At 72.0% G+C, this 757-nt stretch carries 1 protein-coding gene; it reads left to right on the plus strand.

The annotated features are described in order from the left end of the window. Window positions 1-323: 323 nt before the first annotated feature. Window positions 324-560: a ferredoxin gene (locus DEIPI_RS0108525; protein WP_027481498.1), complete on the plus strand. Its 237-nt coding sequence runs from the start codon at window positions 324-326 to the stop codon at window positions 558-560. The last annotated feature ends 197 nt before the right edge of the window (window positions 561-757 follow it).

Below are 757 nucleotides of genomic sequence, written 5' to 3' on the forward strand. Positions count from 1 at the left end.
CCGAGCGGCCCGGCGCCCTTGTGCTGCCAGGCCTCCACGAGGGCGGCGGCGCCCTCCAGGCCTTGGGGATCGTGGGCGGCGCCGATGGGAAGGCGCAGCTCCAGCGCGAAGCCGGGCCCGGCCCGCCGTTCCAGCAGCAGGGTCAGGCCGTGTTCGCAGGGGATAACGACGGTCACCCGAGGATTCTAGAGCACCGCCCGCCGCGACCACGGGTCGAGGCGACCAATCGGACGGACCTGGAAGCGTGCCCCCGCCTTCCTTCGCGTCGGCGCCGCTTGACCTAGGTCATGGAAGCCGCGCGCGGCCTCGCGCATCCTGTGTGAATGCCGCACGTGATTACCAGCCCCTGCATCGGCGTCAAGGACCAGGCCTGCACCGAGGTGTGCCCCGTGGAATGCATCTACGACGGCGGCGACCAGTACCTCATCCACCCCGACGAGTGCATCGACTGCGGCGCCTGCGTGCCCGCCTGCCCCGTCTCCGCGATCTTCCCGGAGGAGGACACCCCCGCCGACCAGGTGCCCTTCATCGCGAAGAACCGCGAGTTCTTCGGGCTCTGAACGAACCCCGGAGCACGTGGAGGGAGGCGGCCGCGCGTCGCCTCCCTCCTTCTTGGTGCCTCCGGCTCGCTGACGGGGCGGCGCTCCCCGTGCGAACATGGTCCCCGTGACCGACGAGCGCATCCTGTCGCTGCTGCGCCACCTGCCGCTCCTGCACGGCGCGAGCGACGCGGACGTCGCCGCGCTCGCGCGGGGCG

Source organism: Deinococcus pimensis DSM 21231, from assembly GCF_000519345.1.
GTDB classification, from domain to species: Bacteria; Deinococcota; Deinococci; order Deinococcales; family Deinococcaceae; genus Deinococcus_A; species Deinococcus_A pimensis.

What these genes read in the sequence shown, in the direction of transcription:
- DEIPI_RS0108525 (WP_027481498.1), top strand. Translation starts at nt 324, where the DNA reads ATGCCGCACGTGATTACCAGCCCCTGCATCGGCGTCAAGGACCAGGCC.